Source organism: Pseudomonas koreensis (assembly GCF_012986595.1).
GTDB classification, from domain to species: Bacteria; Pseudomonadota; Gammaproteobacteria; order Pseudomonadales; family Pseudomonadaceae; genus Aquipseudomonas; species Aquipseudomonas koreensis.
The window spans coordinates 72,598-97,024 of record NZ_JAAQYM010000002.1 but is presented as its reverse complement, the minus strand read 5'-3'; the positions used below and the strand labels follow the sequence as shown (position 1 = coordinate 97,024).

Annotated in this window: 20 protein-coding genes; 7 read left to right on the top strand and 13 right to left on the bottom strand. The window is 61.4% G+C overall.

Annotation, left to right across the window (positions count from 1 at the left end; translation table 11 throughout):
• Positions 1-92: 92 nt before the first annotated feature.
• Positions 93-860, bottom strand: a complete 768-nt coding sequence (locus tag HBN98_RS05500; protein WP_083368319.1) for a DODA-type extradiol aromatic ring-opening family dioxygenase — start codon at positions 858-860, stop codon at positions 93-95.
• A gap of 103 nt (positions 861-963) precedes the next feature.
• Between HBN98_RS05500 and HBN98_RS05495 the strand changes: the two genes are divergently transcribed.
• Positions 964-1,608: a thiopurine S-methyltransferase gene (locus tag HBN98_RS05495; protein WP_083368320.1), complete on the top strand. Its 645-nt coding sequence runs from the start codon at positions 964-966 to the stop codon at positions 1,606-1,608.
• Positions 1,609-1,791: 183 nt separating this feature from the next.
• Here HBN98_RS05495 and htpX read toward each other — a convergent pair whose 3' ends face one another.
• Both htpX and HBN98_RS05485 read right to left on the bottom strand, forming a co-directional pair.
• Positions 1,792-2,679 carry a protease HtpX gene (gene htpX, locus HBN98_RS05490; protein WP_045122567.1) on the bottom strand — a complete coding sequence of 296 codons (888 nt, stop codon included), beginning with the start codon at positions 2,677-2,679 and terminating at the stop codon, positions 1,792-1,794.
• A gap of 304 nt (positions 2,680-2,983) precedes the next feature.
• Complete coding sequence (locus HBN98_RS05485) at positions 2,984-4,195, bottom strand: pyridoxal phosphate-dependent aminotransferase (protein WP_064588565.1); 1,212 nt, start codon at positions 4,193-4,195, stop codon at positions 2,984-2,986.
• Positions 4,196-4,418: 223 nt separating this feature from the next.
• On the opposite strand from HBN98_RS05485, the gene msrB reads away from it, so the two are divergent.
• From msrB to HBN98_RS05470, 3 genes are all read left to right on the top strand, one after another.
• Positions 4,419-4,814 carry a peptide-methionine (R)-S-oxide reductase MsrB gene (gene msrB / locus HBN98_RS05480; protein ID WP_064588564.1) on the top strand — a complete coding sequence of 132 codons (396 nt, stop codon included), beginning with the start codon at positions 4,419-4,421 and terminating at the stop codon, positions 4,812-4,814.
• 100 nt (positions 4,815-4,914) lie between these two features.
• The gene (locus tag HBN98_RS05475) at positions 4,915-5,400 is read left to right on the top strand and encodes a glutathione peroxidase (RefSeq protein WP_064588563.1); all 486 of its coding nucleotides are present in this window, start codon (positions 4,915-4,917) and stop codon (positions 5,398-5,400) included.
• Positions 5,397-5,858: a MarR family winged helix-turn-helix transcriptional regulator gene (locus tag HBN98_RS05470; RefSeq protein WP_064588562.1), complete on the top strand. Its 462-nt coding sequence runs from the start codon at positions 5,397-5,399 to the stop codon at positions 5,856-5,858. The genes HBN98_RS05475 and HBN98_RS05470 overlap by 4 nt, the downstream gene beginning before the upstream one ends.
• Here HBN98_RS05470 and HBN98_RS05465 read toward each other — a convergent pair.
• The gene (locus HBN98_RS05465) at positions 5,842-8,163 is read right to left on the bottom strand and encodes a hybrid sensor histidine kinase/response regulator (protein WP_083368321.1); all 2,322 of its coding nucleotides are present in this window, start codon (positions 8,161-8,163) and stop codon (positions 5,842-5,844) included. The two genes, HBN98_RS05470 and HBN98_RS05465, sit on opposite strands and share 17 nt — an antisense overlap.
• A gap of 166 nt (positions 8,164-8,329) precedes the next feature.
• Between HBN98_RS05465 and HBN98_RS05460 the strand changes: the two genes are divergently transcribed.
• Positions 8,330-9,220: an ATP-binding protein gene (locus HBN98_RS05460; protein WP_064588560.1), complete on the top strand. Its 891-nt coding sequence runs from the start codon at positions 8,330-8,332 to the stop codon at positions 9,218-9,220.
• Complete coding sequence (locus tag HBN98_RS05455) at positions 9,217-9,699, top strand: GAF domain-containing protein (RefSeq protein WP_083368322.1); 483 nt, start codon at positions 9,217-9,219, stop codon at positions 9,697-9,699. The genes HBN98_RS05460 and HBN98_RS05455 overlap by 4 nt, the downstream gene beginning before the upstream one ends.
• On the opposite strand, the gene HBN98_RS05450 is transcribed toward HBN98_RS05455, so the two are convergent.
• The 8 genes from HBN98_RS05450 to HBN98_RS05415 all read right to left on the bottom strand — a co-directional run bounded on the left by HBN98_RS05450 (position 9,700) and on the right by HBN98_RS05415 (position 21,048).
• Positions 9,700-12,645, bottom strand: coding sequence for an HD domain-containing phosphohydrolase (locus tag HBN98_RS05450; protein ID WP_083368323.1), 2,946 nt, complete (start codon positions 12,643-12,645; stop codon positions 9,700-9,702).
• A 48-nt stretch (positions 12,646-12,693) separates the two neighbouring features.
• Positions 12,694-16,338, bottom strand: a complete 3,645-nt coding sequence (locus HBN98_RS05445; protein WP_083368324.1) for a transporter substrate-binding domain-containing protein — start codon at positions 16,336-16,338, stop codon at positions 12,694-12,696.
• Positions 16,339-16,345: 7 nt separating this feature from the next.
• Complete coding sequence (locus HBN98_RS05440; protein WP_041069609.1) at positions 16,346-16,972, bottom strand: response regulator transcription factor; 627 nt, start codon at positions 16,970-16,972, stop codon at positions 16,346-16,348.
• Positions 16,973-17,316: 344 nt separating this feature from the next.
• Positions 17,317-18,645 carry a deoxyguanosinetriphosphate triphosphohydrolase gene (locus tag HBN98_RS05435; protein ID WP_083368325.1) on the bottom strand — a complete coding sequence of 443 codons (1,329 nt, stop codon included), beginning with the start codon at positions 18,643-18,645 and terminating at the stop codon, positions 17,317-17,319.
• 76 nt (positions 18,646-18,721) lie between these two features.
• Positions 18,722-19,885, bottom strand: a complete 1,164-nt coding sequence (locus HBN98_RS05430; protein WP_083368326.1) for an EAL domain-containing protein — start codon at positions 19,883-19,885, stop codon at positions 18,722-18,724.
• A gap of 124 nt (positions 19,886-20,009) precedes the next feature.
• A complete protein-coding gene (locus HBN98_RS05425) occupies positions 20,010-20,348 on the bottom strand; it encodes a hypothetical protein (protein ID WP_064588518.1) in 339 nt (112 codons plus the stop codon).
• Positions 20,345-20,731, bottom strand: coding sequence for a phage holin family protein (locus HBN98_RS05420; protein ID WP_064588517.1), 387 nt, complete (start codon positions 20,729-20,731; stop codon positions 20,345-20,347). Before HBN98_RS05420 ends, HBN98_RS05425 begins: the two co-directional genes overlap by 4 nt.
• Positions 20,732-20,733: 2 nt before the next feature.
• Positions 20,734-21,048: an ElaB/YgaM/YqjD family protein gene (locus HBN98_RS05415; protein WP_064588516.1), complete on the bottom strand. Its 315-nt coding sequence runs from the start codon at positions 21,046-21,048 to the stop codon at positions 20,734-20,736.
• 304 nt (positions 21,049-21,352) lie between these two features.
• Between HBN98_RS05415 and HBN98_RS05410 the strand changes: the two genes are divergently transcribed.
• A complete protein-coding gene (locus HBN98_RS05410; protein WP_083368327.1) occupies positions 21,353-22,561 on the top strand; it encodes an ammonium transporter in 1,209 nt (402 codons plus the stop codon).
• On the opposite strand, the gene HBN98_RS05405 is transcribed toward HBN98_RS05410, so the two are convergent.
• Positions 22,558-24,270 (bottom strand): cation:proton antiporter, encoded by a 1,713-nt coding sequence (locus tag HBN98_RS05405; protein ID WP_083368328.1) that lies wholly within the window; start codon positions 24,268-24,270, stop codon positions 22,558-22,560. The genes HBN98_RS05410 and HBN98_RS05405 overlap by 4 nt on opposite strands.
• Positions 24,271-24,427: the final 157 nt, after the last annotated feature.

Below are 24,427 nucleotides of genomic sequence, written 5' to 3'. Positions count from 1 at the left end.
CAAAAGATCGCAGCCTTCGGCAGCTCCTACACAGGGTGTACTCATTCCCCACTGTGGGAGCTGCCGAAGGCTGCGATCTTTTGATTCTGCGTTTATCCGAAGCGATAGATATCCATGCCTAACGCACCCATCGTGAATCCCCGGTGCGCCACGCTGAACTCGCCCCCCGCACCCCGTGCGAAATACAACGGCAACAAATGCTCATCGCTCGGATGGCTGCGCACCGCGTTCGGCGCCTGCTGACGATAGTCGTGCAGCGCCGCCTGATCATCCGCCGCCAGCTTGTCGATCATCCAGTCACGAAAATCCCGTGCCCACGGTTCGACGCTTTCCGGGCCGGCGTGCCAGTCCAGTTCGCGCAGATTGTGGGTGATGCTGCCGGAGCCGATCAGCAAAATGCCTTGGTCGCGCAGATTCGCCAGTGCTCGTCCGACCTGGGTTTGCAGCGCCGGGCCGCCGCGACTCGGCAGCGACACCTGCACCACCGGAATATCCGCCTGTGGGTACATCAGCGACAACGGCACCCACACCCCGTGGTCGAACGGTCTTTGCGGATCGAGGCGTGCTGGCAGATGCGCGGCCTGCAGCAATTGGGCGACTTCGGCCGCCAGTAGCGGATCGCCCGGTGCCGGGTACTGCACTTCGAACAGGGCGCGCGGGAAGCCGCCGAAGTCGTGCCAGGTTTCTGGGTGTGGGTTGCTGCTGACCAGCAACTCCTGACTTTCCCAGTGGGCAGAAACGATGACGATGGCTTTGGGTTTTGGCAGCTCGGCCGCCAGACGCGCGAGGGCCGGGCCGCTGGCGCCGGGCTCCAGCGCCAGCATCGGCGAGCCGTGGGAGATAAACAGGCTGGGAAACATGGAAAGGTTCCTGAGCGGTAAGATGGCCCATCTTCTGTCAGTTCATTGATCTAAATCTAATATAAGTTTTAACGCCTTTTGATCGATTTTTTTGGGGTGATGCATGCAGCCTGAGTTTTGGCATAAGAAGTGGGAATCCAATCAGATCGGCTTTCATCTGCCTGAGGTGAACCCGTATCTGCAGCGGCACTGGGCGGTACCGGCAACGTCGCGAGTGCTCGTGCCGTTGTGTGGGAAAAGTCTGGATTTGGCGTGGCTGGCCGGGCGCGGTCATCAGGTGCTTGGGATCGAACTGTCGGAAAAGGCCATCGAGGGCTTTTTCAATGAGCATCAGGTGCAGCCGCAGATCAGCCAGAAGGGTGCGTTCAAGGTCTATCGCGGTGACGCCATCGAGTTGTGGTGCGGCGACTTTTTTGCGCTGACAGCGAGCGATGTAGACGATTGCACCGCGTTATACGACCGCGCCGCGCTGATCGCCTTGCCAGCGCCGATGCGTGAACGTTATGCGGCGTATCTGCAGCAGATCCTGGCGCAGGGTGTGCAAGGGCTGTTGATTACGCTGGATTACGATCAGGCGCAGATGCCAGGGCCACCGTTTGCGGTGGGGGATGATGAAGTGCAGCGGTTGCTGAGCGAAGTCTGGCAGGTGCAGGTGCTTGAGGAGCAGGATGTGCTGGCGGAGAGTGTCAGGTTCCTGCAGGCGGGCGTGACGCGGTTGGAGGAGCGGGTTTACCGGGTTTCCTCCTGATAGATTTTTGCTGACAGTGCCGGCCCCTTCGCGAGCAGGCTCGCTCCCACACTGGACCCGTATATAACAATCCAATGTTGGGGCGAGCCTGCTCGCGAAGAGGTCATCAGCAACAACCATTATTCGTATGTATAAAAAAGGCCCGCATCACTGCGGGCCTTTTTCATGGTCACACCGGTCGAATCAACCGCGACGACGCAGGGCGTCGATACGCTCTTCCAGCGGAGGGTGGCTCATGAACATGCGGGCAAAGCCCTGTTTGATACCACCGTTGATGCCGAAGGCATTCAAGGTGTCCGGCATGTGCACCGGCAGGCCCTGTTCGGCGCGCAGGCGTTGCAGGGCGCCGATCATCGCGTTGGTACCCGCCAGACGTGCGCCGGCTTCGTCGGCGCGGAATTCGCGTTTACGCGAGAACCACATGACGATGGCGCTGGCGAGAATGCCCAGTACCAGTTCGGCGAAGATGGTCGCCACGTAGTAGGCGATGCCTTGGCCTTCTTCGTTCTTGAAGATCACCTTGTCGACGAAGTTGCCGATGATCCGCGCAAAGAACATCACGAAGGTGTTCACCACGCCCTGGATCAGAGCCAGGGTGACCATGTCACCGTTGGCCACGTGACCGATTTCGTGGGCCAGCACGGCTTTCACTTCATCCGGCGAAAAGCGCTCGAGCAGGCCCTGGCTGACCGCGACCAGCGCGTCGTTCTTGTTCCAGCCGGTAGCGAAGGCGTTTGCTTCGTAGGCCGGGAAAATACCGACTTCGGGCATCTTGATCCCGGCTTCACGGGACAGTTGCTCGACGGTTTGCAGCAGCCATTGCTCATGCCGGGTGCGTGGCTGGGTGATGATCTGGGTGCTGGTGCTCATCTTCGCCATCCACTTGGAGATGAACAGCGAGAACAGCGAACCGGCGAAACCAAAGACCGCACAGAAAACCAGCAGCTGACTGAGGTTGAGATCAACCCCGTTGGCCGCCATGAACCCGTTGAAGCCGAACAGGCTCAGGGTGATGCTGGCTATCAGCACGACCGCCAGGTTAGTGGCCAAAAACAGCAGGATGCGCATCATGGTTGTAGAAATCTCCTCAAGCTAAAGATGTAGCGTACTGCGGGGTATATAAGGTGCGGCACCGGGTGATTCAACCGAGTGACTATTTCAAACTGTGTCCTACAGCGCATTGCGGGGTCTGCAGGTCATTGCCCACGATCAAAACCGAAAGGGCTGACAGGCAGCCGCCTCCCGCCGCCATTACGTCAGACGCGTTTAAGCCATATGAATCGCAAGTGTAGAAGGCGCAGCGAGGCGGGGAGGGCAGAAGTGTTGCTGAATCAGACAGTGCGCAACGTGGGGGCCGTTGCGCACTGTTGGCCGGTTATTGGCGGTAGGACTTGAGGAAGTTGCCGATGCGGCCGATGGCCATCTCGAGATCGTCGACACGCGGCAGCGTGACCACGCGGAAGTGATCCGGCCACGGCCAGTTGAACGCCGTGCCTTGCACCACCAGCAGCTTCTCGGAGAGCAGCAGGTCGAGGACGAATTTCTCGTCGTTGTGGATTGGGCAGACCTTCGGGTCGATCCGTGGGAACGCATACAGCGCGCCCATCGGTTTCACGCAGCTGACGCCCGGAATGTCGTTGAGCAATTCCCAGGTGCGGTTGCGCTGCTCGAGCAGGCGACCTTGCGGCAGCACCAGATCGTTGATGCTCTGGTAGCCACCGAGGGCGGTCTGGATCGCATGCTGGCTCGGCACGTTGGCGCACAGGCGCATGTTGGCCAGCATGTCGATGCCTTCAATGTAGCTCTGGGCATTGTGTTTCGGCCCGGAGATGGCGATCCAGCCGGAGCGGAAACCGGCCACGCGGTAGGATTTCGACAGACCGTTGAAGGTCAGGCACAGCAGGTCCGGGGCCAGCGAAGCGGTGCAGATGTGCACGGCGTCGTCGTAGAGGATCTTGTCGTAGATCTCGTCGGAGAACACCACCAGGTTGTGCGCGCGGGCAATTTCCAGCATCCCCAGCAGCACTTCCTTCGAATACACCGCGCCGGTCGGGTTGTTCGGGTTAATGATCACCATGGCCTTGGTGTTCGGGGTGATCTTGGCCTTGATGTCGGCCAGATCAGGGAACCAGCCGGCCCCCTCGTCGCACAGATAATGCACGGCGTTGCCGCCGGCCAGGCTCACGGCCGCGGTCCACAGCGGGTAGTCCGGGGCCGGCACCAGCACTTCGTCGCCGTTGTTGAGCAGCGCCTGCAGCGACATCACGATCAGTTCGGACACGCCGTTGCCCAGGTAGATGTCTTCAATGCCGACACCTTCAACGTTTTTTTGCTGGTAGTACTGCATCACCGCTTTACGGGCGCTGAACAGACCTTTGGAGTCGCTGTAGCCCTGCGCCGTCGGCAGGTTGCGGATCACATCCTGGAGAATTTCGTCCGGCGCTTCGAAACCAAACGGCGCCGGGTTGCCGATGTTCAGCTTGAGGATGCGCTGGCCTTCCTCCTCCAGACGTTTGGCGTGCTTGAGCACCGGGCCGCGAATGTCGTAGCAGACGTTGGCGAGCTTGTTCGATTTGCTGAACTGCATGGCGATGTGATCCCGAAAATGAACGATCCAGACGGCGGATGGCCAACCGTACTGGGATTCCTGCGTCTTCGCACAGGCGGAGTCTTGCGCCCTGGCGCCGAGAATCCGTTTGAATGCGCCCGGTCTGGCTGCCAGACTGGCGTGTGACGAGGCGCAATCATACGTGCCACCCGATCCGTGGAAAAGGTACAGATCGGGCTTTTTCAGCCGCTGAGGTGTGATGATGGAAAAGTTGGAAAAAACCCTGGAAGAATGGCGTGCGATGCTCGACCCGGAGCAGTACAACGTGTGCCGTCTCAGTGCGACCGAACGGCCGTTCTCCGGCAAATACAACGCCACCAAGACCGCCGGTGTCTATCACTGCGTCTGCTGCAACGAGGCGCTGTTCGATTCCACGACCAAATTCGATTCCGGCTGCGGCTGGCCGAGTTTCTACGCGCCGATCGGCGAAAGCGCCATGACCGAAATCCGCGATACCAGCCACGGCATGATCCGCACCGAAGTGAAATGTGCCAGATGTGATGCGCATCTGGGGCACGTGTTCCCTGACGGACCGCCGCCGACCGGTCTGCGCTATTGCATCAACTCGGTGTGCCTGAATCTTGAGCCGCGCGAATAATCGAGCGGGCGACCTTCGGGTCGCCTTTCGGATAATTAAATTGCACGCAATTTAATTGCTCGCTATGTTTGGCCTTCCCGATAACCCGCGGAGCCAACCCATGAGCGCCAACCTGCTGAATATCCCGGTCACCAACATCAAGGGTGAGCAAAAGACCCTCGCCGATTACGCTGGCAAAGCGGTGCTGGTGGTCAACACCGCCAGCAAGTGCGGTTTCACCCCGCAATACAAAGGCCTGGAAGAGCTGTGGCAGACCTACAAGGATCAGGGCCTGGTGGTGCTGGGTTTCCCGTGCAATCAGTTCGGCAAGCAGGAGCCGGGCAACGAGGGCGCGATCAGTGAGTTCTGTGAGCTGAACTACGGCGTCAGTTTCCCGTTGTTCAAGAAGATCGACGTCAACGGTGCCGACGCGCATCCGCTGTTCGTGCAGTTGAAAAAGCGTGCTCCGGGCCTGCTCGGCTCTCAAGGCATCAAGTGGAACTTCACCAAGTTCCTGATTGGCAAGGATGGTCAACTGGTCAAGCGTTTTGCCCCGACCACCAAGCCGCAGGAGCTGAGCGGCGAGATCGAAGCCCTGCTCAAATGAACAGCCTGCCCGTCGATTCGCTGAAGCTCGACAGCCAGTTGTGCTTCAAGCTGTACGCCGCGTCCCGGGCGGTGATTCGTGCCTACAAACCGATGCTCGATCAGCTTGGCCTGACCTACCCGCAGTACCTGGCGATGCTGGTGCTGTGGGAATGGCAGGACAGTGCGCCGGAGCAACCGACGGTGAAGGCCTTGGGCGAGCGCCTGGTGCTGGATTCCGGCACGCTGACGCCGCTGCTCAAGCGTCTTGAGCAGCTGCAGTTGGTGCAGCGTCAGCGCTCGGCGCGCGATGAACGCGAAGTCCACCTGAGCCTGACCGCGCAAGGGCAGGCGCTGCGCGAACAGGTCGGGCCACTCAAGGCCCGGTTGTTGTGCGACAGCGGGGTGGACCTCGATCGGCTCAACGATTTGCGCAACGGCCTCGATCACCTGCTGGGCCAGATCAAAGCACTGTCGTAGTCGGGATCCACTGGTCGAGCAGCGCCGCCAACTCTTCACGGCGGAACGGCTTGGCCAGGTAATCGCTCATGCCGGCGGCGCGGCAACGCTCGCGTTCCTCGGACATGGCGTTGGCCGTCAGCGCGACGATCGGCAGATGCGGCCAGCGCCCGCTCTGGCGGATCTGCCGGCTCGCTTCGTAGCCGTCCATCACCGGCATGTTGCAGTCCATCAGCACCAGATCGAATTCATCGTGTTCCAGCTGATCGAGCGCTTCGGCGCCGTGGGCCGCGACCACCACGTCGCAGCCGAGCTTGCCGAGCATGCCTTTGGCCACCAGTTGGTTGACCGGATTGTCCTCCACCAGCAGCACCTTGCCGCGCCGTTGGACCGGCAGGCTCTCGAGGCGCGCATCATTGATTGTGATGACATCGGCCAGCAGGATGCGCCGCAGGATCTGATACAGCGCGTTGCGCGCCAGCGGGCGGGCCTGTTGCTGCAACGGGGCGAGCGCGGCGGCCTCTTCCCCGGGCATGAAACTGCCGTAGGCGGTGACCACCAGGATCGGTGTGCTGAGGGTCGGGCGCAGACTGAACAGGCACTCCGGGCAATCGGTGATCACCAGGTCGGGCGACAGGCCCAGCAACGGATCGTCCATGGTGCGCTGTTCATAGGTCACGCCCCACACCGGCAGCAAGGTCTTGAGCAACTCCGCCAGCCCGCTGCTGGAGGCGGTGATCGCCAGGACCTTGCCGTGCAGCGGTGGCGGCATGACCGCCCGGGTGTGGCATGGCAGCGGCAGCTCGGCGCAGAACTGACTGCCGAAACCGGCTTCGGAACTGATGGTCAGTCGGCCCTGCATGGCTTCGCACAGGTTGTAGGTCAGCGCCAGACCGAGGCCGGTGCCACCGTACTGACGGGTGATGCCGGCACCGGCCTGGGTGAACGGCTGGAAGATCTTCACCTGAGCGTCCTGGGCGATGCCGATGCCGGTGTCGCAAACTTCGATGCGCACCCCGTTCTGATGGGCGGAGAGGCGCACATCGACCCGGCCGAACCGGGTGAATTTCAGGGCATTGGACAACAGGTTGCTGACGATCTGCCGCACCCGGGTCGGATCGCCCAGCACCAGCGCCGGGAAATGCGGGTCGATCAGGCACGTCAGTTCGACACTGGGCGCCGCGTTCTGCGACAGCAGGTTGGCGGTGTCCTCGACCAGCGAGCCGAGGTCGAACGGGATGTGTTCAAGCTCCAGTTGCCCGGCATCGAACTTGGACAGGTCGAGAATATCGTTGAGCAACTCCACCAGGACCTTGCCCGAGTCATGGGCAATCGACAGCTGTTGCTGCTGCTCGGCATTCAGCGGTCCGTCGAGGGAGAGGGCGATCATTCCCAGCAAGCCGTTGAGCGGCGTGCGGATCTCGTGGCTCATGTTGGCGAGGAACGCCGAACGTGCTTCGGCCATGTCCAGTGCGGTGCTGCGGGCGATTTCCAGCTCCTGGTTGGACTGGCTGAGCCGCGCGTTGATGGCCTTGAGCTCGGCGGTGCGGGCCGAGACAATGTGCTCCAGTTGCCCGAGGTAATCGGTCAGGCGGTTTTCGGCGTTGCGCCGTTGCTGGATTTCCGTGGCGATGTTGTCGAACTGCTGGTTGGCGACCCTGACCAGTTCGCCGATTTCGTCATTGGCGTGTCCGGCCGGGCATTCCAGCTTGGTCGGCTCTGCGCTGCGCGCGTCGCGTCCGCTGAGTTCGCGGATCAGCCGCACCAGTGGCTTGGTCAGCATTACGTAGAACAGCGCCAGGAGGATCCCGGTGAGGATCAGGCTGCGGGCAAAGCCGTTGAGCAGGGTCACCTCGGCGCGGCGCAGGAAGCGGCTGCCGAAGGCGTAGGTGTCGACTTCCAGGCTCAGCGTGCCCAGCGATTCGTTGGGCAAGTGATCGAGGTACAGGCGGTCTTCGAACTGGCGCTTGGCGCCGAACAGGAAGTCGCTGATCACCCGATAGCCGCTTTGCAGCTCGGGGCGTTTGACGCTGGCCAGTACATTGCCGTTGTTGTCGGTCAGCTGCGCAGAGATGATCGCCGGCGAACGCAACAGGCCCAGGGTCAGTTCCTGAGCCAGTTCCGCGTCGATGTTGTAGGCGATCCGCGACGCCGGATTGTGGCTGATTTCCAGCAACGACAGGATTTCACGGTTGATGGAGGCGTCTTCGCTGGCATAATCGATGCCGATTTGCAGCAGGCTGAGCAGCGTGCCCAGAATGAACCCGACCAGCACAGTGAATCTGGCTTGCTTGTAAGACAGCCGGTGGGTGAATTTGATATCCATGGGGTGTTGAACCACTTCCGTTTCCCTTCGCTGCTCAAGCATAGTCGATCATGTATGGATACCGAGGTTCCCGAATCGCCTTGTAACAAGGCCCGAGCGGGGAGTTGAGATCTGTCTGTCGTCGCTGGATCGACATCATCACTGTGAACGTGCCCGAGGAGAAGACGTGGATTCCCGATTGAATGCTTTTCTTGAACGTGCCGAGTCGGTTCTGGCGCGGATCGAACCCTTGCTGCCGGCGCCGCGTCCGCTGATCGACTGGGGCACTTGCCTGGCGGCGCGCTGGCAGCGTGACGGGCGCAGTGGGTATCTGCTGCCGCTGGAAGTCAGCCTCGACATGCGCCTGTCCGACCTGATCGGTGTCGACCGGCAACTGGAGCAACTGGGGCGTAACACCCAACAGTTTCTCGATGGCATGCCGGCCAACCACGCGCTGCTGTGGGGCTCGCGCGGTACTGGCAAATCCTCGCTGGTGCGCGCGTTGTTGGCCGAGCACGCCGACGCCGGCCTGCGTCTGATCGAGATCGAGCGCGATCATCTGGCGGACTTGCCGCGCGTGGTCGAGCAGATTGGCAAACTGCCGCAGCGCTTTGTGCTGTTCTGTGATGACCTGTCGTTCGAATCCGGCGAAGGCGATTACCGCGTACTGAAAAGCGTGCTCGACGGCTCGCTCGAACAAGCCCCGGACAACGTCTTGCTGTACGCCACCTCCAACCGTCGCCATCTGGTGCCGGAGAAGGAAAGCGACAACGAAAACTGGAAACGCGTCGACGGCGAACTGCATCCGAGCGAAGCGGTGGAAGACAAGATCGCGCTGTCGGATCGCTTTGGCCTGTGGCTGTCGTTCTATCCATTTACCCAGGAACACTTTCTCAACGTCGTCGAACACTGGATCGGCCAGTTGGCGGCCAAGGCCGGACTGAGCTGGCAGCGTGACGAAGCGCTGGACATTCTCGCTGTGCGCTGGGCAACCGGGCGCGGCAATCGCAACGGACGTTGCGCGTACCAATTCGCCCGTTACTGGGTGGGACTGAAATTGCTGGAGCACAAGGCATGATTGATTTGCAACAAAGCGGCCAGGGCCTCGAAGGCTATTGCCTGTTGGCCGCGCAACTGGAGTCGCTGCTGGCGGACGAGCGTGATTTCATCGCCAACGCCGCGCAGTTTTCGGCGTTCCTGTTCAACCAGCTCGATGACCTGAACTGGGCTGGCTTTTACCTCAATCGCAACGAAGAACTGGTGCTTGGCCCGTTCCAGGGCCAGATCGCCTGTGTGCGCATTCCGTTCGGGCGTGGCGTATGCGGCGCGGCGGCGGCCAGCCTGCAGACCCAGCGCGTCGAAGACGTGCATGCCTTCCCCGGGCACATCGCCTGCGACAGCGCCTCGAACAGCGAGCTGGTGGTGCCACTGGTCAAGGACGGTCGACTGATCGGCGTGCTCGATCTCGACAGCCCGAAACTGGCACGTTTCGGCGTGGACGATCAGGCCGGTATCGAGCATCTGGCGGCCATTTTCCTGCGTCTGACCGACTGCTGATCAGGCGCTCAGGCCAGCCTTGCGCAACAGGCTGGCCGGTTCCACCGCATCGATCTGCCGTGGGTCGAGAAACCGCGCGGCGTACTGCATGTACACCCCGTCGTTGATGAACAGCCCGAACAATTCTGCATCGATGTGCGCCTCGCGGCACATGGTGGCCATGATCCCCAGCGCCTCGCTCAGGGATTTGGCCTTCTTGTAGGGTCGGTCAGCCGCGGTCAGTGCTTCGAAAATATCGGCAATCGCCATCATCCTTGCCGGCAGGCTCATCTCCTCGCGCTTCAGGCGTTTGGGGTAACCGCTGCCGTCCATTTTTTCGTGATGCCCGCCGGCAATTTCCGCGACGCTGTCCAGGTGCCCGGGGAAGGGCAGGTGGCTGAGCATCAGGATCGTCTGCACCATGTGGTGATTGATGATGTAGCGCTCTTCGCGGGTCAGCGTGCCGCGGGCAATGCTCAGGTTGTAGAGTTCGCCGCGGTTGTATTTGTAGCGCGGCACATCCAGTTTGAATCCCCACGGATTGTCTTCTGGAATCAGTTCGCTGTCGGCGCGTTCGATCAGGTGTTCGGGTCTGTCCGCCAGCAGCGGTTCGCTGACCGGCAGCGTCGGCGCCGGCGTGCGCGCCTGCCGGCGGTTCTCCTCCCAGGATACGCCGAGACGATCATCGAGGGTGCGCGTCCAGCGGCGTTCGGCGATGCGCTCAAGGCGTTGCAGATCGGCTGGCGCCATGGCCTCACCGCCGAGATTGCAGCGGGCGACAAACGCAAAGTCGTCGTCCAGCTCCGTCAGCGTGGTATCTCGCTGCTCGCTCAGTTGTGCCTTGTCACCGCCCAAGGCCAGCGCCTGCCAGTAGCTGATCCAGGTGTCGCGCTTGAGCACTTCGAAGCGTGTGCGGATTTCGTGGATGCGGTCGTTGAGGGTTTCCAGTTTGGTGGCCTTGTCGACGACATACTCCGGCGTGGTGACCTTGCCGCAGTCGTGCAGCCAGGCGGCGATGTGCAGGGCTTCCCATTCGTCTTCGTTTGGCTGATAGCTGCGAAACGCCGGGGCCTGACTGGCGGCAGCGGCCTGCGCGAGCATCAGCGTCAGTTCCGGGACACGCTGGCAGTGACCACCGGTGTACGGACTCTTGGCGTCGATCGCACCGGCCAGCAACTGGATGAACGCATCGAGCAACTGCTTCTGCTTCGCCTGCAGGCGCTGGCTTTCGATGCTGACCGCTGCAGCGCCGGAAACCGCTTGCAGAAAAGCGATGCGGTCCGGGCGCAGTTTCTCCAGATCCTGGGCGCTGCCGCTGTCATTGATCAGCAGAATCAACAGACCGATGGTCTCGTTGTGCCGGTTGCGCAGGCGAATGCCGATCAGATGAATGCGCGGCGACTGCATTGCCAGCAGCACTTTCTGCAAGTCGCCGGCCTGGTCGAAGCCAAGGCTGGTCACCACGTTGTCAGCATTGCTCAGTTGCTGGAACCACGCCGGCCCCTGACCCGCCAGAAGCTCGCCGCCCAGCACATTGAACGCACCCGGTTCCTGGGAGACGCCGTCGATCACCAGCCCATAAGGTTCCATCCGGTTGCCATCGCTTTCGCGCAAATAGATCAAGCCGGCCTGGGCCTGGGCGATCTGCACTGTTTCAAACAGCACCCGTTGCAACAAGGGGGCGAAGCGGGTTTCCGCGCACAGGCTGTCGGTGATGCGGAAGAAACTGGCGAGCGTGTCCTTCATCCGCGCCATCGACAGGCTCAACTGGTCCACCTCCAGCACCGGCGAGCGACGGGTGACCGGAAAATTGAAATCGAAACTGCGAATCGCGTCGGCTTCCTTGACCAGCGCGTGCAGCGGCTTGACCAGAATCCGCGATATCAGCCAACCCAGCGGCAGGCACAACAGCAACGTCGCAAGGGTGATCAGCGCGCCTTGCCAGCGCATGCGGTAGGCGTCGGCGAGCAACTCGTTTTCCGGCACCAGCAGGGCCATCTGCAGCCCTTGCGGCCCGCCTTCCTGCAGATGGGTGCGGGCGACGATCCAGTGGCGGCCATCGACGTCCAGCCGTTTGCCCTGATGCGCGGTGGACAGCAACGCGTGCAGGCTAGGGCTCAGGTCAGCGGCCTTGGCCAGGCGGGCGCTGCTGTCGTCGACAATCAGCCGGCTGCTGTCCGGATAGGCCACGGCATTGCCATCGGCGTCGAACAGCACGATTTCGGTGGAAGGGGTGACCACATGTTTGATCAGAGTGGCCGACAGCGCGGCCAGGGTCAGGTCGGCGCCGATGACGGTGGTTGCGCTGCTGCGTCGGGCCAGGGTGGTGCCGACGTTGTGCGTGGAGAAAAACACATAGGGTTCGGTGGTGATCTGATCGCCCTGCGCCAGCGCGTTGCGGTACCAGTTGCGGGTGCGCGGGTCGTAGCGATCGTCGGGGTTGTCCTGGCGTCCGACCGGGTTCAGCGCCTCATCGAAGAACAACGACTGTGAGGACGCGGTGCCACTGGCCGCGTGTTCGATGCTCCAGACCTGGTAGGCCGCTGCCGGGGGCGCCTTGAGCAGGGTCTTCAGGGCGCTGGTGCGCAAGGGGCGCACCATGAAAAAGTCGCCGTTGCCGTACCCCAGATACAGTGACGCGAGGTTGGTGTTGTCCTTGAGCGACTGGCTGAACGGCTTGAGCAGTGCCAGACGCTGTTGCAGGTTTGCAGCCTCGGCCGCCTGGTTGACCGACAGCAAGCTCAGCAGATGCCGGATCGGTTCGTAGGTGGCCTGCAGGTCCAGGCGCACGTCCTGCTCGATGCGATTGAACAGGTTTTCGCTGCTCGACAGGATGATCCGGGTGGTCTGGCGATAATTGAACAGTCCCAATACGACGCCGGTCAGCAACAGCAGAAAGGTGAACATGACGCTGATGTGCACGTGCAGAGGAAATCGGCGTTGATCCGGGCGCAGTGGGCTGGGCATTGCTGACTCTCCATTGAAGTAAACACACTGCTCAGCGCCAAAGCATAGTTAAGGCTCGGTCATTGTGCTTTTTTCAAGCGAGTCCATTTGTTGCTGCAAGGCCTGCTCCAGTTCGACCATGGCGGTGTCCGTGGCCTGAATGCAGCGCACGATCGTGGGCAAAGGCGAGCCGGGTGTGCAGGCTTGTTCGAGTGCCTCGCAATGGGCTATCAGGCGCGACGCCTGAGCGATCCGGGCTGCGCCCTTGATCTTGTGCGCCATCATCGCCAGCGCCTCACGATCATTATGCGGGGCCAGGGCCAGCAATTCGTGTCGATCAAGGCGGCTGCTCTTGAGCAACTCCGCGAGCAGGCGTCGGGTCTGAAGCGGGTTGCCGCCCGTCAACTGATTCAGCCCGAGGGCATTGTAGGCAGGCTCGGGTGCCACGGGTTGCAAGCCGTTGACCCACTGGCTCAGCGCGCTGAGGCTCAAGGGTTTGAACAGGCAGTCATCCATCCCGGCCTGTTTGCAGCGTTGTACTTCCTCAGGCTGCGCGTTGGCCGTGAAGCCCAGCACCGTGCACGGCGCGCGCCCCGTGCGTTGCTCGTGCTGGCGGATGGCGGCGGTCAGCTCATAGCCGTTCATCAGCGGCATGTTGCAGTCAGCGATGACCAGGTCGAATTCGCCGGCCTGCCACTGTTCGAAGCCGCTGCGCCCCTCTTCGGCCAGGCTGAAGCGATGCCCGAGAAACTCCAGTTGCTGGCACATCAGCAAGCGATTGGCCGGGTGATCATCGACCACCAGGATGTTCAGCGGTGTAAAGGACGTACGAACCGGCGGCTCGGCTTTCACCGGGGTGGCTTTGCAGGGCAGGGTTTGCAGGGGCAGCGACAGGCAGACCTGGGTGCCGATGCCGGGCTGGCTGCTCAATTGCAACTGGCCACCCATCATTTCGCAAAGGTTACGGCAGATGACCAGCCCCAGACCCGCGCCGCTGCGGGCCTGCTGACGGCCATTTTCGGCCTGGGCGAAGGGTTCGAACAGACGCTGTTGATCTTCGATACAGATCCCGACGCCGGTGTCCTGGATCGTCAACTGAATGAGCGAACACTTGCCCGGGCCGTTGGGCTGCACATCCAGCGTCACCCGCACTTGCCCGCACTCGGTGAATTTGATCGCGTTGCTGATGAGGTTGGAGAGGATTTGCTTGAAGCGTAACGGATCCAGTTCGACATCGACCTGGAGTCCGGGCGGATTGACGGACAAGGCCAGGGCAAGGTTTTTCTGGCGGGCCAGGCCGTCGAAGATCCTCACCACCGATGCCACCGTCTCCACCAGATTGACCCGCTCCGGACTCAGGCTCAGGCGCCCGGACTCGATTCGGGCGATATCGAGGATGTCACCGATCAAGCCCAGCAGGTCCTTGGCCGAGCAGTAGGCCGTTTCGATCGATGCGCGGTCCGGGTGTTGCGCGGCCATGCGCTCGAGCGTCAATTCGAGCATGCCGATGACGGCGTTCATCGGCGTACGGATTTCGTGGCTCATGGTGGCCAGGAAGGTGCTTTTGGCGCGGTTGGCTTTGTCCGCCTGTTCCTTGGCCATGCGCAATTCATCGAACAGTTGGCGGCGCTCGCTGATGTCGATCCAGCCGCCGATGATCCCTTGTACATCGCCGCTGGAATCGCGGTACGGCAGGATCCAGTGGTAGATCGTCAGACGCCGGCCGCCAATGTGCAGCGGACGGTCCAGCACCAGCGGCGTGCCTTCGGCCATGACCCGCTGGTAGTCCGCCTGAAACGCTTGTGCTTCGAAGGCATTGCTCAGGGTGCCTTGCATGACGCTTTTGCCGATCACGTCTTCGCGCTTGGCGTTGAAGGCTGCGAGGTAGCTGTCGTTGCAGCTGTGCAGCAGGCCTCGGCGGTCACGCACATAAATCGGGTGCGGCGTGCCATTGACCAGTGAACGCATGAACTCGAACTGATCGTTCAAGGCGCGTTCGGCCGCCTGGCGCTGCTTGATCTGCCGACGCATGTAGGCATTCCACAGCAGTGACAGCACCAGCAACAGACACGCTGCGCCGATCAGTTGATAGAACAGGCGCTGGTAGTGATGCCAGTTGCCTTGCGCGGCGTTGGAAAAACCGCGCCAGCGACTGTTGATGACCCCCAGCTCCTCGGGCGTGATGCTCAGCAGCGCCTTGTCGAGGATCGACGCCAGTTCGGTGTTGTCGCGGGCGGTGGCCAGCGAAAAAGCCGCCTGGCGGGTGCCCAGCGTGGTGGTGATCTGCAACTGATGCTCGAAGATCCGCGACGCAATCAGGTAGTTGGCGATCACCAGCGAGGCGACGGCGCCATCGACCTTGCCTTCGGCGAGCAAGGTCGCAGCACCGAACGTATCGGAGGTTTCAGTCAGGTGGATATTGGGGAATTGGCGGCGCAGGTAATCGGTCATGGGATTGCCCTGGGCGATTGCCAGGAATCGGCCCTTGAGCTGAGTGGGGTGCGTCGGGCTGTCGGCGGACTTGCGTGTCAGCAGGACATAGGAGTTTTCCAGGTAGGGCCGACTGAACAGCAGGGACTGTTCCCGCTCGGGACTGGGCAACAGCGCGGCGATGAGGTCGGCCCGATGCTGCTTGATCTGCTCGATCATGTCGCCGTCGCTGCGGCTGCGCACCAGTTCGAAACGCATGCCGGTACGCAGGCTGAGCAATTCGAGCAAGTCTGCGGTGATGCCCCGCAGATTGCCGTCGCTGTCGAAGAATGTCAGCGGGGCGAACGCCTCATTGACGACGACACGCAGCACCGGATGTCGCTTGAGCCACTGCTCTTCATGGTGAGTCAGTTGCAGCTTCTGGTCGGTCAGCAGGATGTCGCTGCCGGCGCTCCAGCGCTTGGCGATGCTGTCCCGTTCACTGGCCGGGACGGCCTGCAGCGCGGTGTTGATGACGGCGAGGAGTTGCGGATTGTCCGCGCGGACGGCAAAGCTGAAACCGTGGGCTTCCTGTTTGCCGAAATTGGCCATGCGAATGTTGTTCAGATAGCCCTTGTTGATCATGTAGTGAGTGGAAATGGTGTCGCCCAGAAACACGTCGGCCTGATCGAAAGCCACCGCGTTGATTGCATTCTGATAGGACGGGTAAGACGTCAGGATGGCTTTGGGGTACAGCGCCTTGACTTCACTCTGCGGCAGGTAGTGATAAACCATGCTCAGCCGCAGTCCGGCCAGGCCTTCGGTGAGTGTGCGGGTTTCGCCTTCGCGGGTGACCAATACCGGTTGATCGATCGCGTAGGGAGCAGACAGCGCGACGTTTGCGGTGCTCGCCTCGAAACCGTTGGCGGTGCCGAGCATATCGACCTGACCGGCGACCAGCGCTCGCAGAGCAGCGTCCCTTGAGGCAAAGCGTTTGACCCGGATCGGCAGATCGACGGCCTGACCGACGAGGCCGGCGTAATCAGCGGTGAAACCTTCGTAATCGCGCCCGCTGGCGGTCATGTCGAACGGTGGATAATCCGGTGCGGAAGTGCCCAGGACCAGTTCGCTGCGAGTCTGCAACCAACGGCGTTGCGCCGGCTCCAGAGATACGGAGAGCGCCTCCTGGCTCGAACGGCTGCGTAGCACGTAGTCTTGCGCCGGTACGAGGTCGGCATTGACCTGAGTCGTCAGGCACAGGCTTGCGCACAATCCAGCGAGATAGATCTTTAGACAACTGGGCATTGGGCTCTCACACTAGCGCGTTGCGTTTGGCCATCTCGATAAGTTCCACCAGGGATCTGGCCTTGAGTTTCTGCATCAGACGTTTCTTGTAGGTGCTGACGGTCTTGTTGCTGAGAAACATGCCTTTGGCGATTTCCTTGTTGGTGCGACCTTGGGCAAATAATTGCAGAACCATAAGTTCGCGGTCATTGACGGACTTGAACAGTTCCAGTTCGGCATAGCGCACATCGTCGCTGCGAACCGGATTCAATGCCTGGCTGGGGAAATAGTTGTAACCGGAAAGTACAGCCTTGATCGCACTGACCAGTTCGCTCAAGTCTTCTTCCTTGCAGACATAACCGGATGCACCGGACTGCATGCAGCGAATACCGAACAGGGTCGGGCATTGTGCCGTCAGCACCAGGGTCTTGAGCGGGGTGCCCATGGCGTTGAAGCGGGCGAGGACTTCGAGCCCGTCGAGTTTGGGGATGCTGATATCGAGGATGATCAGGTCGGGCATGCATTCGCGGACCATCTGCATGGCATCGACCCCATTATCGGTTTCGCCGACGACCTTGTAACCTTCATGTTCGAGCAGCATTCGAACGGCAAGTCGGATGACGGGGTGATCATCGACAATAAAAACGGAGTTCATAATCAAATCCCATACGTGCGCGAATAAAGCGCGCACCTTAGCTCAGATAAATGAGCGGCCGTATGAACTCACAGGGCTCTAGCGGCAATATAGGATAAGTCCTACACACTTAAAGGATTTCGACTACGACCAAGCTCTTTGTCGCGTAAGGAAGTGTTGAGGTTATTTGTTTAGCCGAATGTTTAAGTTACGCGGTGATTGTTGAATAAACAGCGTTTTCCTGAGTTGTTTCGCGGTCAAACGGCTTACGTTTCGATCCCGGCAACGATTGCTTACGGCATCAGCGGTTTAATGGGTAAACCGTTCAACCGGTCAGGGGCGCTGACCGGTTGAACGGGGCGCGATCAATGACTGGAACGTCCGGTCATTTCCAGCGCCATGTCACTGGCGTAGCTGTCGGTCATCCCGGCGATGAAGTCGATCATGCGCAGAAAGGACGCGTGCAGCGGTCCGTGGGGATCGGGCGCATTGTTGCCCAGCAGGTCGAGGATGCGCCGGCTCTTGAACGACGGCGTGCGACCACCGTGTTGCTCCAGCGCGGCGCCGCAGAACGCGTTGAGGAGAATTTCCAGGGTGGTGTAGGCGCCGATTTCATGCAGCGTCTTGCGCTTGTCCTGGAAGATCTTCTTGCGGGCGATGTCCTTGGCGTTGAGCACGCAACGTTTGGCCGGACCATGCATGTGCTCGACGAGGTCACCGTGCAGGGTGCCGGCCAGCAGCGCGTCCTGCTGCTCGACGAACGCCCGGGCGGCGGCATTGGTCAGGTGTTCGATGGCCTTGCCGCGCAGGATCGCCAGTTTGCGTCGACGCGAATCCTGCGGGCCGAGCTGGCGATAAGTCTCCGGCAGGTCATCACCGACCAGACCGAGCAGCAGCGATTCGACTTCCGCGTATTCCAGCAACTCCATTTCCAGGCCGTCTTCAAGGTCGATCAGCGCATAGCAGATGTCGTCGGCAGCCTCCATCAGATACACCAATGGATGACGCGCCCAGCGCTGGTCTTCCAGCTGCGGCAGGCCGAGCTTGTGGGCGATCTGCTCCAGCAGTGGCAGTTCGCTCTGATAGCAGCCGAACTTGTGTTTCTTGTAGCCCAGCGAGTCGGCATGACGCGCGGTCCACGGGTATTTCAGATAGGTGCCAAGGGTGGCGTAAGTCAGGCGGGTGCCACCGTCGAACTGATGGTACTCAAGCTGAGTCAGCACCCGGAAACCTTGCGCGTTGCCCTCGAAATTGAGGAAGTCCCCGCGTTCGGCTTCGCTCATTGCGTCGAGCCAGCCGCGCCCCGCCGCTTGCTGGAACCAGTGACGAATCGCGTCCTCACCGGAATGGCCGAAGGGCGGATTACCGATGTCATGGGCCAGGCAGGCCGACTGCACCACCATGCCCAAGTCACTCGGTTCGCACCAGTCGGGCAGGGCGCTGCGCAGGGTTTCACCGACACGCATGCCCAGCGAACGGCCTACGCAACTGACTTCCAGCGAGTGGGTCAGGCGGGTGTGGATGTGGTCATTACTGGAGACCGGATGCACTTGGGTCTTGCGTCCCAGACGCCGGAAGGCGCCGGAGAAGATGATGCGGTCATGGTCTTTGTGGAACGGGCTGCGCCCCAGCTCTTGCGGGCTGTGCAGCGGTTTTCCAAGGCGTTCGCGGTTGAGCAGGGTCTGCCAATCCAAGGCTGGTTCTCTCCGTCGGTGACTGGGATGACTGTGGCCCTAGCTTCCCGGTTCGAGCCTGCACCTGCAAGCGGAACTACAGGCCCGCAGCATCGATATCGATCAGCAGCAGGCGTTCGCCGTTGTCAAAGAACTGGCCGGCAGTCAGACAATACTGGTTGCTGGTGGCATCGCGATAGGTATTGGACAGGGTCAGGCGTCGCTCTTCCCAGCCTTCGGCCAGCAAATGATAGAAGTACGGACGCCATGACCAGTTGTGCCCCAGGTAACGGTTGTCGGCAACCCAACCGCTCTGGCGCCACTCAAGGTTCGGCGTCAATTGCGTGCCGTGGCGATCGCATTGGTAGAACCGCAGCAACCACGGATAGTCGGTCAGTTGGGGCAACGCACTGAGCGGTGCGTGGCTCTGGGCCCAGGTCTGGAGGATCGCCATCAGTTCCGCGAGTTGCTGGCGCATCTGCATCAGGCGCCCGCGTTCGGCCAGCTTCTGTCGCACGTAACGCTGGCGCAGTTCGGCGAAGCGCTGCACGAAGGCATCCGTTGCGTGGAACGCTTCCTGCGCCCGGGCGAACAGGAAGCCCTGCACATAACGCGATCCGCATTCCAGGGCGAAATTCAGCTGAGCCTCGGTTTCCACGCCTTCGGCAATGATCCAGCAGCCGGTCTTCTCGGCCATTTGTGCGAGTGCCTTGACCACGTCACTGCTCGGCCCGCCCAGTGCCGCCGCTTGAAACAGGCGCATGTCGAGTTTGAGAATGTCCGGCTGCAAGGCCAGCACCCGATCGAGCTGCGAATAACCGGCGCCGAAATCGTCGATGGCGATGCGTGCACCGGCGTCGCGATAGCGGGCGACCACGTCGGCCAGGCGCTGGCTGTTGCCGCCCAGTTCGGTGATCTCGAAGACGATGCGTTGCGGATCGACCCCGTGGCGCCGCATCTGTTTGAAGCTGGGCAGCGGCTGATCCGCGCGCAAGCGACTGATCCAGCGCGGCGACATGTTCAGGCTGAGAAACCACTCGGCGGGGGCTTCATGCAATCGGCTCAAGGCATTGTCGCGAATCTGCCGGTCGAGGCGCCGCAGGGCGATGGCGGGTATGCGCGGGTTGGCGAACAATGGCCCGACCGAGGTCAGTTGACCGTCTGCCTGGCGCAGGCGACCCAATGCTTCGACGCCTGCAATACGTCCGGTGGCGGTATCGATGAAAGGCTGAAAGCAGGCGAGCGGTTGCCCGTCGATCACGGGGCCTCCTTAGTCGTTCTTGTTCTGGATGAACCCGCCGACCGGGTAGGCGCGCGGGATTGAACCTCCGGATAAGGACGTCCATCCCGCGGGTATTGCAAGAATGCAGCCAGATGTTACGGGCTCAGCGTTTGCTTGAGCTCAGCATCACCAGTTTGATCAGCGGCCCGAGACTGGTGCCCAGACGTATCAGCCGGGTCAGCCCACCGACGCCACCGCTTTTCGCGCCTTTGCCGGTGATAAAGCCCAGCAGCGTGACGGCGGCCACGCCCCACAGTGGCGCGTGCTTGATGCCGAAACCGCCTTGCAGGTTTTGCGTCATGCCGCGCATGCGCTGCAAGGGTTGCAGCACTTGCCCGGCTTCATGGCGGATTTCCTGGCGATGCATTTCCATGCGCAGGCGGATCAGCGCCTTGCGCATCTCCCGGCGTGAGCCGTTATGTGGCAGTTCAGGCAGGCTCATGGCAACAGGCGCTCCCGATCGTTGGCCAATTCTTCCAGGGTGCCGTGGAAGGGTGAGGATTCATCGAAGATCGCGGCCTTGAGGCGCAATGCGCAAAAGATCGCCGCCAGGGTGTAGAACACGCACAGGCCGATGATCCCGGCCAAGCGATAGGTGTCCCACAGCAGGATCAACACCAAGGCTGACAGGCCGACCAGCAACAGCAACGCGAACACCAAAGCCAGCCCTGCGAACAGCAGCAGGCTGACGGTGCGTGACTTTTGCTCCTGCAGCTCGATGCCGAACAGCTCGACATGGCTGTGCAGCAAGCCAAGAACGGCGGCGCCCAGACGCCGCGTGGAGGAGGATGTGCCCGACCCCAGGCCGGATTCGCCGGTCGACATGATCAGCGCCGGGTGGCCAGCAGGCCAATCAGGAAGCCCACCCCGGCGGCGATGCCCACCGACTGCCATGGGTTGGCCGACACGTAGTCTTCGGTGGCGGTGACGGCGGCCTGGCCGCGATCGCGCAGGGTGTCTTCGGTCTGCTTCAGGGTTTCACGGGCGCGCAGCAGGCTGTCGTGGATCTGGTCGCGCAGTTCATCGGCCTGATCGCCTGCCAGAGTCGCGGTGTGCTCGAGCAAGCGCTCAGTGTCGGCGACCAGAGTCTGGAAGTCGTTCATCAGGATTTCTTGAGCAGTCTTTGCCTTGATGCTGGCCATGGGTGGATCTCCGTAAGTGGCGTTTGAAGCGTTCGAGTATGAGCCTTGCGCGAAGGTTCAGTACAAATGACTGGTACAGCTTTTGCTATGTCGTGGTGCGTTCTGCGTCCGCCGTGCGCTGTTGGCGGGCGTACAGGCTGCAAAACCTTAACTCAAATAATCCGGGTTCGTGTCAGACATCGACCTTGTGCGCCAAAGCGGGTCATCGCAGCTCCCGTGCGATGCCTGGCGGGGCACAACTTGGTGCGTGAATGGTCGGCGCGAACCGCTTTGGTGCCTTTTTAGCCTTCAGGTCTGCCTCTTCATGGAAAATCTGCAAAGCGCTGTGGACACGCTGGTTCACAGCTCCAACACGTTGTTCATTCTGATCGGTGCGGTGATGGTACTGGCGATGCACGCCGGTTTTGCCTTCCTCGAAGTCGGCACGGTGCGCCAGAAAAACCAGGTCAACGCCCTGTCGAAGATCCTCAGCGACTTCGCAGTCTCGACCCTGGCCTATTTCTTTATAGGCTATTGGATCTCCTACGGGGTGACCTTCATGCAACCGGCGGCGGTGCTCAGTGCCGATCACGGTTATGGTCTGGTGAAGTTTTTCTTTTTGCTGACCTTCGCCGCAGCGATTCCGGCGATCATTTCCGGCGGCATCGCCGAACGCGCGCGGTTCGTTCCGCAACTCTGCGCCACGGCGCTGATCGTGGCGTTCATCTACCCGTTTTTCGAAGGCATGATCTGGAACGGCAATTATGGTCTGCAGGCCTGGCTGACGGCGCGGTTCGGGGCGGCGTTCCATGATTTCGCCGGTTCGGTGGTGGTTCACGCCATGGGCGGCTGGCTGGCGCTGGCCGCCGTGCTGTTGCTCGGTCCGCGCAACGGCCGTTATCGCGACGGGCGGCTGGTGGCATTCGCGCCGTCGAGCATTCCGTTTCTGGCGCTGGGTTCGTGGATTCTGATTGTCGGCTGGTTCGGCTTCAACGTGATGAGCGCGCAAACCTTGCAGGGCGTCAGCGGTCTGGTTGCGGTCAACTCGTTGATGGCGATGGTCGGCGGCACCGTGGCGGCGCTGATTGTCGGGCGCAATGACCCGGGCTTTCTCCACAACGGCCCACTGGCCGGCCTGGTGGCGATCTGCGCCGGTTCCGACCTGATGCATCCGGTCGGCGCGTTAGTCACCGGCGCGATTGCCGGTGCGCTGTTTGTCTGGTGCTTTACCGCGGCGCAGGTCAAATGGCGCATCGACGATGTGCTCGGGGTCTGGCCGTTGCACGGATTGTGCGGGGTGTGGGGCGGCATCGCCTGCGGCATCTTCGGCCAGAGCGCGCTCGGCGGCCTGGGGGGTGTCAGCCTGATGAGTCAGTTGATCGGCACCGCCCTCGGTGTGCTGGTCGCGCTGATCGGCGGATTCGCCGTCTACGGTTTGATCAAGGCGTTGCATGGTCTGCGCCTGAGCCAGGAACAGGAGTATTACGGCGCCGACCTGTCGCTGCACAAGATCGGCGCGGTGAGTCAGGACTAAGTTTCCTTGTCGTCGGTGCCGGGGTAAAAACCGTGCAACAGGCGATAACGGTTGATGCGCACCTGATCGACGTTCTCCTGCACCTGATGGGCTGGCAGACCGAGCATGATCAGTGCGTGAGAGGCGAGCATCAGGCTCGATTCCAATAGCTCCGGCACCACTTCGGTGGCGCCGGCGGCTTTGAGTTCGGCCCATTGGCTGTCGTCGCGAGTGCGCACCAGAATCGGGATCTGTGCATTGAGCCTGCGGGCCTCCTTGAGGATTCGCAGGCTGATGTCGCTTTGGTCCACGGCGATCACCAGCAGCCGGGCGCGCAACAGGCCGACGGCAGTCAACAGATCGCCGCGCGACGAGTCGCCGTAATGCACCTCGCTTTCGCCGGACGCGGCTTCCTGCACCCGCACCGGATCGTTGTCCAACGCGATATAAGGCTGATGGGCGTTGCGCATGAAACGACCGATGGACTGCCCGACACGGCCGTAGCCACAGATCACCACGTGTTTATTCAAACCGGCGTTGAGCGCACTGATCTCTTCGATTTGCGCTTCCTGGTTCGGCTTGCGGTGCAGGCGCAAGGCAATTTTCGGTGCCGCGCGCAGCAACAGCGGGGTCAGCAGCATCGAGCAGAACGTTGCCGCCAGCAGCAGGGCGCCCAATTCGGCAGGCAGCATCTTGTTCTGCTGCATCTGTGCCATCAAGGCAAAGCAGAACTCACCACCCTGGGCCAAAGCCAGGCCGCTGCGCCAGGCAGTTTCGTGATCGCTGCCGCGCCACTTCACCAGCAGCGCCACGACCGTGCCTTTGATCAGCATCAGGCCGAGGGTCAGGCCGAGAATCAACAGGCTGTGGCTGACGAACAGTTGCAGGTCGATCAGCATGCCGATGCTGACGAAAAACACCCCGAGCAGAATGTCGCGAAAGGGCCGGATGTCGGCCTCGATCTGATGGCGATAGTGGCTCTCGCCCAGCAGCATGCCGGCCAGAAAAGCGCCAAGGGCAGGGGACAGGCCCAGCAGGTGCGTCAGCCATGCGGTCAGCAGCACAATCACCAGCGCCAGCAATACGAACAATTCCGCCGAGCGCGATGCAGCCACTTCATGGAACAGCCGTGGCAGCAACCAGCGGCTGGCCAGCAGCAGACCGAAAAACAGCACCACGGTTTTCACCAGCGTCAGCGGCAAGGCCCAATACCAGGCTTGCGCGCTGCTCCCGGCGAACACCGGCACCAGGGTCAGCAACAACACCGCGACCACGTCTTGAAACAGCAAGACCCCGACCGCGTTCTGCCCGTGACTGCTGAACACTTCGCCCAGACTGCTCAACTCCTTGGTGACTATCGCCGTCGACGACAACGACAGCCCGGCGCCGAGCAACAGGGCCGGAGTCACTGGCATGCCCAGCAGGATCAGCACCAGCCCCAGCAGTCCGGTGCTGAGCAACACTTGCTGGCTGCCCAGACGAAACACCACCTGGCGCAGCGCGATCATTTTCGACAGCGAAAACTCCAGGCCCAGCGAGAACAACAGGAACACCACGCCCAGTTCGGCCACGTCCGGCAGGTGCTCGCTCTCGTTGACCCAGTTGAAAGCGGTCGGCCCCACCATCAGGCCCACGCAGAGATAGCCCAGCACCGGCGGCAAGCGCAGGCGGCGGAACAGGGCAATCATCACCAGGGATGAGGCGAGGATGATCAGCAGGTTGGCAAACACAAGGCACTCCGATGTCGGGCTCAGGCTTCTCAAGCGTAGAGGCAAAAAGCCCGGGAGCATCGCCTGATTGGCGTTTGGACGAGCTGATTTGCGTCAGGCTTTTGCTGATTCTTCGCCGTGTTCGGGCCTTCGGGTTGCTGCGGCTCGACGGGTTTTC